The organism is Chrysiogenia bacterium (assembly GCA_020434085.1).
Taxonomy (GTDB): domain Bacteria; phylum JAGRBM01; class JAGRBM01; order JAGRBM01; family JAGRBM01; genus JAGRBM01.
This window is the reverse complement of sequence record JAGRBM010000385.1, coordinates 1-11,180: the sequence shown is the minus strand read 5'-3', so window position 1 is coordinate 11,180 and position 11,180 is coordinate 1. Positions and strand designations below refer to the sequence as shown.

The 11,180-nt window shown below is 64.2% G+C and carries 5 protein-coding genes; 4 read left to right on the top strand and 1 reads right to left on the bottom strand.

From position 1 onward, the window contains the following. Positions 1 to 1,792: glycosyltransferase family 39 protein (locus tag KDH09_13295; protein ID MCB0220669.1), on the bottom strand; the 1,792-nt coding region annotated here is incomplete at its 3' end. 180 nt (positions 1,793 to 1,972) lie between these two features. On the opposite strand from KDH09_13295, the gene KDH09_13290 reads away from it, so the two are divergent. The 4 genes from KDH09_13290 to KDH09_13275 all read left to right on the top strand — a co-directional run. Next, positions 1,973 to 3,007 carry a zinc-binding dehydrogenase gene (locus KDH09_13290; protein ID MCB0220668.1) on the top strand — a complete coding sequence of 345 codons (1,035 nt, stop codon included), beginning with the start codon at positions 1,973 to 1,975 and terminating at the stop codon, positions 3,005 to 3,007. Next, positions 3,004 to 3,951, top strand: a complete 948-nt coding sequence (locus KDH09_13285) for an alpha/beta hydrolase (GenBank protein ID MCB0220667.1) — start codon at positions 3,004 to 3,006, stop codon at positions 3,949 to 3,951. The genes KDH09_13290 and KDH09_13285 overlap by 4 nt, the downstream gene beginning before the upstream one ends. A gap of 49 nt (positions 3,952 to 4,000) precedes the next feature. Continuing rightward, positions 4,001 to 4,369, top strand: coding sequence for a DUF962 domain-containing protein (locus KDH09_13280; protein ID MCB0220666.1), 369 nt, complete (start codon positions 4,001 to 4,003; stop codon positions 4,367 to 4,369). Positions 4,370 to 4,701: 332 nt separating this feature from the next. Beyond that, the coding region (locus KDH09_13275) for a hypothetical protein (protein ID MCB0220665.1) at positions 4,702 to 11,180 on the top strand (6,479 nt) is incomplete at its 3' end.

Below are 11,180 nucleotides of genomic sequence, written 5' to 3'. Positions count from 1 at the left end.
GCGCGCCGCCGCCGCTGGAGCGCAGCGCAAAGCTGTAGTCCTGCTCTTTATCGATGGTCACGAAAGTGCGGTAGTGCACGTAGAAACGCTCGGCGTGTTGCGCGGCCGCGTCCTGGGGCGAGAGCGCGGGCATCGGCGCCCAGCTCACGTTGCTGGGGCCGGGGCAGGGGCCCATGCGCGCCCAGGTATCCAGGCGCGTTCCCGGATAGATGTAGTGCTCGCCAAAACAACGATTGGAGCCCGTGACCAGCACCCAGCCGGGGCGATCCTCGCGTGGCAGCGCGGTGGGCTGCGGCGAGCTGAGCACGAACATCGGAACACGCGCTTCCGCTTCATCGCTCCAGAGCACCGGCGCACCGCCGATGCCGTCCCACACGTAGCGGACGCGCGCTTGGGCGGCAGGTACCGGGGGTCGCAGGCCCAGCGGCGTTCGCATGAAAAGAACGTCCTGCTTGTAATCAAGGTCGTTGCGTACCAGATCGACGCTCGGGATCGAGCCGGAAGAGCCCTGAATGGCGACGGCCATCTTTTCGGGTTTGAGCGCGGCGCCCAGGTAAGTGCTCGCCTGATAGAGCCCGGTTCCCGCATCGATCGCCATCTGGATCCCCGCGCCCGCGTTGTAGACCTGCACGAGCTGGGCGCCGCACAGCAGCGCCAGTACGATCCAGCGGGCGGTCCCGCGCAAGACCTGCATTAGTGCCACGGCGGCCAGCAGTGCCAGCGGAAAGAGCGTCGGATAGAGGTAGCGTGAGCCGTAGCGCGGCGGCAGGTCGGGGACGAGATAGGTCGCATATCCCACCCAGAACAGCAATGAAAAGGCGAAAAAGCCGATCAGCAGACGGCGATTCGGCGCCGGATCGTCGCGCCGGATGAAGAGTGCCAGCGGCGCCAGAATGAGTGGCCAGAAGACCTCGAGATAACGACCCGCACGAAAGAGAAACGGGGCGCCCATCTTAGTCGGTGCCAGCTCCGGGCGATCGGTCGCGTCGGCGAGCTGGTGCCCGAAGGTGAAATACTCGTGGGTCGTGCCCTTGTTGTAGAGAAGGTAGATCCCCACAGCGAGCACCTGAATGCTGACTGCAATAGCGGTGTCGCGGGCCAGCGGCTTGCTGAGGTTTCGGAAAAAGTAGATCGCAAGCACCGGCAGCAGGATGCCCAAAATCAGGGCCCCGTCGAAGGGGCGGGCCAGAACGACAAAAGCCAGCGCGGCCGATGCAATCACCGCGTCGCGTGTTGCCGGCGCACGATAGTAGCGCTCCAGATGATCGAAAATCAGAATGAGCGCGAGCATCACTGGCGCATGCGGATAGAACGACGCGCTGTTGAAAAGGAAAAAGCCATTGGTTGCGAGCAGCGCTGTCATCACCAGCGCGCTCTGGCGACCGGCCAGGCGCTCGGCCAGGCGGTAACCGAGGATGAGTGTGATCAGCCCGATGGCGGGCCCAACCAGAAATCCCAGCGAGAGGGCCTCGCCCAGCGCCAGCACCACCGGCCAGCCGGGCGGATACTTCGAGAACATTCCCCACGGCATGCTGATGGTGTGAACCACGGTATAGGTCGGGGGAAACGGCGAGAGGGGGTTGACCAGGCGACCGGCGAGAAAGGTGTTGGCCTGGTAGACATAGGCATATTCGTCGCCCGAATGGGGAAAACGGCGAAAGAACTCTGTCGCCACAAAATAGAGCAGACCGGCTCCCAGCGCGTAGAGCACCCACTGGGGATTTTCGCGCAGGCGCTCCCAGAACGATGCTCCGGAGCCCCCAGCGCCTTGATTGCCCGATTCTTCGCTCATTCGCCCCTCGGCGCCTCAGGTTGGCGCGTGAGGGTGGCTTTTACCCTCCCGCCGCCCAAATCGCCACCGACCGGGGAGCAATGACTTCCATTGCAAATTTGGCAGGACCGCGCGCGGGCGGATACAAGGAGAGCGCCGCGCCCTGCTGGCGCGCACCTCCGGGCGGGAGGGCCCACCATGATTGCCAGTGACCAGATTCCCGAAACCATGAAGGCCGTGCGGGTGCATGCCTTCGATGGCGCGCCCGGCTCGGTGCGCGTCGATGAAGTCCCCGTGCCCAGGCCCGGGTCCGGCGAAGTGCTCGTGCGAATGGCGGCCGCGCCGGTCAATCCATCGGACGTGATGTTCACGCGCGGGCTCTACGGGTTTACCAAAGCCACGCCCTGCGTCCCGGGTTTCGAAGGCGCGGGCACGGTCGTTGCCTCGGGCGGTGGGATGTACTCGAGCTGGCTGGTGGGAAAGCGCGTGACCTGCGGCGTGCAGGAAGATGCCGACGGCACCTGGTCGGAATACGTCGTGACCAGCCCGACCATGTGCATCCCGCTTCCCAAAGAGATCAGCGACGAACAGGGAGCAAGCCTGATCGTCAATCCGCTCACGGCCATGGCGCTGCTCGAGAACGCAAAGCGCGGCGGGCACAAGGCAGCGATTCATACCGCGGCGGCCAGCGCCCTGGGCCGGATGATGCTGCGCATGAGCGAGCGCGATCATTATCCGGTGATTCACGTCGTGCGCCGCGATGAGCAGGCAAAGCTCCTGCGGGAGATGGGCGCCAAACATGTCCTCGATTCGAGCGACAGTGATTTTGAAGAGCAGCTCCACGAGCGGGCAAAGAAACTCGGCGCGACGATCGCCTTCGACGCCGTCGCGGGCGAGTTGACCGGTAAGCTGCTGGCGGCCATGCCGCGCGGATCGGAGGCCGTCGTATACGGCGCCCTCTCGCTGGAATCCTGCGGAGTCGAGCCCGGGCAGCTCATCTTCGAGCGGAAGCGCCTTTCGGGCTTCTGGCTTTCCGACTGGATTCGCAAGCAGGGCAACCTTCGGCTGCTGCTCGCAATGCGCGAGGTGCAACGGCACATCGGCAGCGAGCTCTCGACCGCCGTGGCCGAGCGCGTCCCGCTCAGCGGCGCGATCGAGGCCATCGCCCGCTATGAGGAAAACATGACCCGCGGCAAGGTGCTTCTGGTGCCGGGCGGAGAAGGAAGTCAGCAATGAGTGAGAATTCCGGGTACTTCGTCCCGGTCGGAGAGCTCTCAAGGCAGGGGCGCTTTGTTCGCGGCACGGTGAAGACAGTGGTCCGCCCGGCCTTTGCGGCGGCGGATTATCCCTGGGTGCAGCGCGGGCTGCTCAAACTAATGAACGGGATTTCCCGTCTGCCCAAGGGCACGATCATTCGCAAGGAGAACATCCTGGGCCTTCCGTGCGAGTGGATCGCCTCCAGCGAGGCGGCAATGGATGATCCGCGGACGATTCTCTACCTGCACGGCGGCGGTTTCGTTTGCGGCGGCGCCGACAGCCACCGGGAGTTCGCCGCGCACATCGCAAAAGGCGCGGGCCTTCGGGTGCTGCTTCCCGAGTACCGCCTCGCGCCGGAAAACCCGTTCCCCTGTGCCAATGACGATTGCCTGGGCATGTACCGCTGGCTGCTGCGCCATGGGGTTTCGGCGGACCAGATCGTCGTTGGCGGCGACTCGGCGGGCGGATGTCTGGCGCTGATGACGCTCATCAGCGCGCGGGACGCGGGCGATCCGATGCCCGCGGCGGGATTACTGTTCTCGCCAGCGACCGATTGCCTGGAATTTGACGGCGAGTCCTATGTCACGCGCAAGGACGCCGATCCGTGGTTCAGTCCCGTCGTAATTCGCAAGCTGGTGGCCCACTATGCTGTGGCCAATCATCCCCGCATCTCCATTCTGGCGCCGCTTCGCCGGCCGCTCAACGATCTGCCGCCGTTGTACATCCAGGTTGGGGACGCCGAGGTGCTGCAGAGCGACTCGGTGCGCTTTGCCGAGCGCGCAAAAGAAGCCGGCACGCAGGTGACCCTCGAAGTTTGGGAGCACATGTGGCACGACTTCCCCATGTTCGCCGGGCTCATGCCCGAGTCGCGCGAGGCCCTCGCCCGCGTGACCGCATTCGTCAAGGAAAGGCTGGGGGCCTGAAGAAGGGCCGGGTTGTGATAGAATCGCTGCCCACGCGAGGAGGATAGAGATGGCGGAGCGAATTCAGAGCTTTGAGGAATTCTGGCCCTACTATGTGGGTGAGCACCGCAAACCCCTGTGCCGGGCCCTGCACTACATGGGCACCGGCATGGCGCTGAGCCTGGCGGCCAGCGCGGTCGTGACGCTCAACCCGATTCCACTGGCGCTGGCGCCGGTGGCGGGCTACGGCCCGGCATGGTTCAGCCATTTCTTCATCGAGCACAATCGTCCGGCCACCTTTACCTATCCGAGCTGGTCGCTGCGCGCCGATTTCAAGATGCTGGGGCTGGCGCTCCGCGGGCGAATGGCCGCGGAGGTGACCCGCCTGTACGGCAGTCCCAACCCGGCATCCGATGCCCCTTGCCTCTCGAGCACCTGAACCGCTCGCGCGCAACCGGGGACCACTGCCCCGCATGCAGTGCTTCAAGGGTTCCGCACACCTTAATTTTGCAATATATTAAGGATGTTGCCGACTTGGGCTCGCAGCAGCGTCGCGCTGCCGCCGAATTGGACAGATTGCGCATGCGGGCTTCTGGCGGCATCTGCGATGGTCCAGTGGCATATTGCGCCGCGTCAATGTGCGCGACTGTGCTGTGACCCACCTCTCAAAGTTGTCTTCAGTGCATTGATCGGTTAAATCCCCCCAACGGCAACAGATAGCGAAAGCCCAGAGGGGGCGTTCTGTTGCCTGAAAACTTGGGGGAGTGTGGGATGCTCAGGGGATCCTTTTCCGCAGCTATCCGTGTACTTTTTTTGGTCTTCGCGTTGGTCGCCACCAATGCGTGTTCCGGTGACGAGGAGTTTATCCTCGCTTACAGCGTTCCGCCGCCAGGCGAAGTTGTAGCGGGTGATCTCTGGCCGGAGATTCACGTCCAACTGGCCGACCTCCGTGGGGACCCGCAGGGCACCAGCGGCGTGGTCGTTACGATGTGGCTGGCGGACGGCAATTCGCGTCTGCTCGGTACCGTTTCGCGTGCGACGCGTGGCGGGGTGGCTGTCTTCAACGACATCACCTACACGTTGGCCGAAGACATCGAAGTGACCTTTACCGCCACCGGCTATCGGCCGGCGGTGACGCGTACGGTGACGGTTGTACCGAACGTGCCCGACCACCCCCGCATCGTCGGTGAAGTGCTGCTCAGCGGCGAGATCGACGAGACCGGCGCCGGCGATGCCAGCGAACCCCTGTTTGACGACCCCAACGGCGACTCCGTTCCCATTCCCGCGGGCGAGCTGTGGCCGGACTTCCTTGTCCAGATCGAAGACGCCTTCGGTAACGTGGTCGAGACCAGCCGCGACATCACCCTTGCGGTGACCGACGGTTCGGGCCAGATCCAGTCGGGTAACGACCTCTTCGAGGGGCGTACCTATCTGGGCCGCTACATCTTCGATTCCCGCAATGCGATCTTCTCCACGACGGCCGGCATCGTGAACGTAACGGTCCTCTCGGGCAGCCTGAATCCGGCGCCCGCCCGCCCGGTGGAGATCATCCCCGATCTGCCGGCGGACCTGACCTTCGAGCAGCAGCCCCAGAACGTCTCCACCGACGACCGCCAAGTCGTTACCGTCGCTGTGCGTGACCAGTACAACAACATCATTCGCGATCCGTACCCCGGCAACGACCTGCAGGTCGCCCTGCGCATCGATGTCGATGCCAGCGCGATGAGCGATGCATTCTTCATGGTGCCCAACACCATGACGATGATGCTCGACCCGCTCCCGCAGCTCACGGTCGTGGCCGTTGACGGCATCGCGACATTCGAAGTGGACGACGCAATTCAGATCAATCGCCCGGGCCTGGATTTCCAGCTCGGCACCTTTGCGCCCAGCCTTCCGAGCGCCGCGACTACGCTGGATCTCTCCGATGAGTTCGACGTGGAAGCCGGCCAGCCCGACAACCTCGACTGGGTCCATCCGCCCGAGGTCAGCCAGATCGCCGGTCGCCGCTGGAACTCCACCGACACCAACCCGATGACGATGAACCGATACGCGGTCGTTGTTCGTGTGAACGACCAGTTCGGCAACCTCTGCACCAACGACTTTACGACAATCGTTCGACTGGTGGCTTCGAACAACAACCCGGTTAACGGCGGGTTTCAGTTCAACCAGCGTACCGCCGCAGGAGGCACCGTCGATTTCGGTATCGATATTCTCCAGAACCTGACCTACACGACAGCCGAGACCAACATCGATGTGACTGCCGAGGCCGTGCCCTTCAGCGCGCTCGTGCCGGTTCCCGATCCGGTCGACGCGCCCAACCCGATTACGATCGTCAACAACGACGCTTCTTATCAGGCTTTCCTGACCCAGCCGCGCAGCGATGGCGGCCCCATTGTGATGGGCGATCCGACCAACACCTCCACGGACACGCAGCAGACGGTGGAAGTCCAGGTCTTTGACGCCTACGGGAACCTCTTTGTGCAGGATCCCGACACGATGACGACTGCGAACGTCACCCTGCGCATCCCGGCGGCGTTTAACGTCGGCGGCGCGCTGCTGGTTCGAAACGACAATCCTGCCACGCTGGATACGTCCATTGTCGTCACTGCCACCGGTGGCACCGCGACCTTCGCGGGCACGAGTGCGATTCAGCTCAGCAAGAAGGGCATCGGCTACCGACTGCAGGCCGATTCCTCCGGCCTTGCCTCGGTGCAGAGTAACTTCTTCGACGTCGTTCACGGCGCCCCGAGCAGCCTGAACTTCATCGACGAGCCCGAGAGCACCCACGTGGACGACCAACAGCAGGTGCAGGTCGAAATCCTAGACCGCTTCGGCAACCGCGCGACCTCTTCGGAATCGCCCCAGCGTCAGGTGGAACTCGTCCTTCAGGGCGGCACCATGGGCGCTTCGCAGCAGGGCCTGACTACGACCAACCCGATCAACGGCATTGCAACCTTCCCCGACTTCCAGGTGGATCTCGTGGGCACCGGTTACACGATCCAGTCGCGCAGCCTCGTTCCGACGACGCTGCTGACCGATACGTCCTCGACCTTCGACCTGAGCAACGGCCTGCCGGCGCGTGTGGACTTTACCGTTCAGCCCGCGGCCGTCGCCCCGCCCGCGCGCGTGGGTGAGGACATTCAGGTCCAGATCACCTACTACGACCAGTTCGACAACGTCGCCGAGTTCAAGCTCGACGGTATGACCGCGCTTGATGAGCGCGCTGCGCTGCTTCTGGTTCAGGGCCCCTCAACAGGCCTCTGCATCACCGGCTGCTCCGCTGCCGGCGCCGACGACGCGCTGCCCAACGGTCGCATCGATTACCTCATCCAGGTCGATCGTCCGACTGACGGCGTGCCCAGCAGCGATGACTATCGCTTCCGCATTCTGCCCTCGAATCCGCTGATCTTCACCGACACCAACTCGGTCGGTATCGACGTGGCCGTGGGCGATCCCGATCACCTTGCTTTCGTGGTCCCGCCGCGCGACTTCGAGACCGCCGGTATCCCCTGGGCCCCGTTCATCGTCGAGGTCCAGGACATTTTCGACAACCGCGTGTTCTCGGCCAACGGCGACCTGATCGAACTGCAGGAAACCCCAGCCAGCTCGAACTTCGACGACACCATCGCCGTGCAGCAGGACACCCTGGTCAACGGCCAGGCCACCTTTAATTCGATCCGTCACATCACCGCCGAGGTGATGACCTTTGACGTTGTGGCGCCCGCGGGCGTTGGCGGCACCCCGGTGCAGGCCATCGACAGCCCGCCGGCTACCGTCACCGTCGAGCCCGACGTGCCCGACAATCTTACCTTCGAGAACTTCGGTCCGGCGCTCGACGACACGAACGCCACGACCATCGCAGCGACCAGCATCGTGGCCGGCGCCAACTGGCCGAACTTCGAGGTCAGCATCCGTGACGCATTCGGTAACCGCGTGGACACCAACCAGGTGGTGACCGTCTCGATCGATCCGACCACGGGCACCGGCTCGCTGGTGGGCAGTGTCTCGGTCTCCGCCGAGAACGGCACCGCGCGCTTTATCGCCGGCAACCCGTTTTTCGACGATACCGTCGAGACCCCCGGTCAGCGCATCAGCTACCAGGTGGCCGAGACTGTGCAGCTTCTGGCGAACGCGGGTTCAGTGACCCAGCGCGTTCCCTCTTCCGAAGTTCTGATTCGTCCGGCCTCGCCTGATCACCTGACCTTCCTCGATGATCCCGTCGACGGCACGACCGACGACGTGCAGGCAATCCGCGTCGTTCAGGAAGACACCTACGGTAACGTGGTGTACGACTTGGCGACGCTTCCGACGCAGCAGCGCAACGTGACGCTCGCCGTGCTCGACGCGGCAATGATGCCGTTCGGCGCGGTGACGATTACGCCCTCGAACACGCAGATGACCGTGGCTGGTGAAGTGACCTACAACGTCCAGGTCCACACGCCCGGAATCGCCTATGGCCTGCGTGCCTCGACCAGTGGTCTCGTGACCAGCAACACGGTCACCAACGGCAACACCTTCGACGTCATCAACGGCGGCTTCACCGGTCTCGTCGTCACGACGCAGCCCTCGGTAACTGCCGGCACGGTTGACGACACTTTCGACATCACCGTCGAACTGCAGGACGGATTCGGTAACCGCGTTTGCCAGAATCCCAATGGCACGCCGCTGGTTAGCGGCCCGGCGCTCGAGCTGCGTCTCGTGCAGAGCCCCGCGGGTGCGAGCTGCATCAACGGATGCGGCGTTTCCACTTCGCTTGGTAGCGCGTTCTTCAACCCGGGCACGCTTGCGTGTAATCCGGGCGACGCGAGCTGGACCTTTACCGGAGTGACCGTCGACCTTCCGAACGACGGAATCGGTGGCAGCGGTGACGAATACCGCTGGGAAGTCCGCGATCTCTCGGGCACGCCCAACGTGCTGACCAACCCGCTTCCCGATCTCAACGCCGGCACGCCGGTGGCCTTCGAAGTGGTGAGCCCCACCGACCCGGTTGAAATCGCCGGCGAGGTCTGGGCCCCGCTGACCGTCCGCCTGGTCGACCAGCGCGGCAACCCCTCGGGCAGCGACATGATCGAGGTGGTTCCGACCGCCGCGACCGGTCCGCTTCCGGGCAACCTGTATCCCGCGCACATCGGCAACCCACCGGTGCCGCCGCTTCAGACGATTCAGGGATCCACGGTGGTTGACTCGACCGCCTCGGGCAGCCCGCAGGAAGCGACCTTCAACGACCTCTATGCCACGCGCGCCGAGAACATGACCTTCGAGGTTCGCGCCCAGACGCTGGGCACCGTGGCCCCGCTGGTTGTCGACGTCCGCATCGACTCGGCCCAGCTCGATCACCTGACCTTTATCAATGCCGCATTCGGCGCCGTGCAGACGGCGGGCGTGCCCTTCGTCGATGGCGCTGCGATGCCGGCTTCCTTCCAGGTCGACCTGCGCGACGCCTTCGAGAACCGCGTCATCAGCAACCGCGCCATTACGCTCAAGCTGACCAGCGGCAGCCAGAGCGCATTCACCGCAGCCAACCCCGGCCTGCTCAGCGTCACCGCCAACAATGGCGTGGCAACGCTTCCGGGCGTGCAGCACACGGTCAAGGAGACCATCACCGTCGGTGCAACCGCCGGTCCGGTCCTCTCCACCACTGCGAGCAACCAGATCATCCAGGTTGAAGCCGCGGGCCCGAACAACATGTTCGTCTCGCAGCAGCCGACCTCGCCGATCACGGCCGATGAGATCAATGCCGGCAACCAGCAGATCGTCATTCAGCTCCGTGACCAGTTCAACAACGTCGTCGACGGCGACGTGCAGGGCGCGAACCCGACGGCCGACGACGGCGCCGTGCAGCTCGTCGTGACCGGTTCGGGCGACTCGCCCTACAACGGGAACTTCGTCTCGGGCACTGTGACCTTCACGATCACCGATACCACCGCCGGCGCGTTCACGATGAACTCGGCGACCTCGGCCATCGGCGGCATCACCAACAGCCCGCTGGCGGTCAACGCCTTCACGGTGCGCAACGGTGTGTTCTCGGCGATCTCGATCGATACGCAGCCCAATAGCGCGCCGGTCAGTGTCGACAGCTTCTTCGACGTGACCTTCCAGATCGAGGACGCCTTCGGCAACCCGATCACCACCGGCCCGAGCGTGGGCAGCGAGCTTCTGCTCACCCAGCAGTCCTACACCCCGGTTCCGCCCTTTGTCGGCGGCACCTGTGTGGAGATCAACGGCAATCCCTGCACCCAGGCCATTGCGGCCGATGCCATGGGCCTGGTGGACTTCACCAACGCCCTGGTGAACCGTCCAGGCACCTATACATTCCGCGCGGAGACCACCGACGCTTCGATCGTTTCGGCCAACACCAATGTGGTGGACCGCAACACGGTCGGTGCTCCGACGCAGCTCGTGTTCGATACCGAGCCCGATTACGAGGTCACAGCCGGCGAGCTGTGGCCGACCTTCGTGGTCGAGATCCAGGACCAGTTCGGCAACCCCGCGGGCGTGGCCGACAACATCGAAATCGTCTTCACCGCCCCCAGCGCCAATCCGCTGACGGCCGGCACGCAGGTCGTCGCCACGACGGTCGGTACCAGCCAGGCTGCCTTCCCGGATTTCTATGCGCAGATGGCCGGTGACTTTATCTTCAACGTGGAAGACATGGACGATGGCGGCGTAGCCACCATCGACAACGTAACCGTGACGGTGACCCCGGCCGAGCCCGACCACCTCTCGTTCACCAACGCGAACCTCACCCCGACCTTCGACGCGGGCGAGGACTTCGCCGCGGCGATCGCCGAGCCCGGCATCGAGGTGCAGGTCCGCGATCCCTTCGATAACCCGATTCCCAGCTCGCGCCTGATCACGCTGGCGGTCCAGAGCGGCAGCAGCACCCTGCGTCTGTTCTCAAACACCGCAATGCAGGTCGGTCCCGAGTTTGCCGATCCGACCATCGGCGCCGACGGCACCGCGACCTTCAGCGACGTCACCTACCTGGTGGCAGAGCCGGTCGAGGTCTACGCCTTCTCGGGTCCGCTGCAGAGCAACAACATCTACGACATGACGATCCAGGCGGCTGCGCCCGATCACCTGGCCGTCTCCAAGGTCGAGTGGTTCGATCCGATGACCAGCAGCGCGGTTGTGCTGAACGATCTGACGAACGTGCCCGCCGATCTGGGCCGCGAGCTCAATGCCGACGACACCCTGCGCATCACTGCGCAGATCCAGGACGCCAACAACAACCCGGTCGACGATGGCGG